This is a genomic window from Kitasatospora sp. NPDC057965, assembly GCF_042887135.1.
Taxonomy (GTDB): Bacteria; Actinomycetota; Actinomycetes; order Streptomycetales; family Streptomycetaceae; genus Kitasatospora.
In genome coordinates, this window is record NZ_JBHVPZ010000051.1 from 1 (window position 1) to 749 (window position 749).

The 749-nt window shown below is 71.6% G+C and carries 1 protein-coding gene; it reads left to right on the forward strand.

The features are described 5' to 3' along the window. Positions 1-313: 313 nt before the first annotated feature. Entirely contained in the window at positions 314-544 is a 231-nt protein-coding gene (locus ACFVVU_RS37325; protein ID WP_387794213.1) for a hypothetical protein, read from the forward strand. The last annotated feature ends 205 nt before the right edge of the window (positions 545-749 follow it).

The following is a 749-nucleotide window of genomic DNA, read 5'->3' on the forward strand; positions in this document are numbered from 1 at the left end:
ACACCCGGACCACCGGACCGGACAGCCCCGGACCGAACACCCGGACCACCGGACCGGACAGCCCCGGACCGAACACCCGGACCACCGGACCGGACCAGGACTTGCTGCGGATCAGCCGAGAGGCCGCGGCCCGGGCCGGACGGCTGAATCGAGAGGTCGTAGTCACCGCAATCCGTGACAGCGGCCGGCCGATCTCCAACCAGGCCGCTGGCGAGATCCTGCGGCTTCTGCGCGACGACAAACCTCCGCCACGACGGTGACCACGCGCTTCCCCTTCTTCTCCCTCGTCACCCTCACTCTCTGGAGCATTCCCATGAGCAACGCCGTCCTCGCCGACCTCGACCTCCTCAGCGACTTCATGGCCGTCCTCGTCCGCCATGGCCACATCCACGACGCCGACGCGATCGGTCACGGCCGCTGGGCGGTCCGCCACAGCGCCGGCGGACCGAAGACGCCCCTCTCCGCCGAGCAGGTCGAAGAGCTGGTGATGGACCACCTCATCTCCGCTCTCGCCGCCCGAGGGCTGGCCAACGACGACTTCTAAGGCAGACGCGCCCACTCCCGCGCCACCAGCTCACGAGGCCCTTCTCCCACCTCCAACCCGCCTCCGTCCCAGGCGGGTTGCCGCCTACGGCGGAGCGAGCTAGTGCCGTGGGGCCCCCAGTCAGGCGCGGGACCACGCCCCCCCCCCCCCCGCGCGCGGGGGGTGGAAACACCCGCGCGCCGGGGCGGGCCGCGACGAACACACA

Bases quoted from the DNA above. Each gene is read 5' to 3' on its own strand.
- ACFVVU_RS37325 (WP_387794213.1), top strand. From the start codon at position 314: ATGAGCAACGCCGTCCTCGCCGACCTCGACCTCCTCAGCGACTTCATG.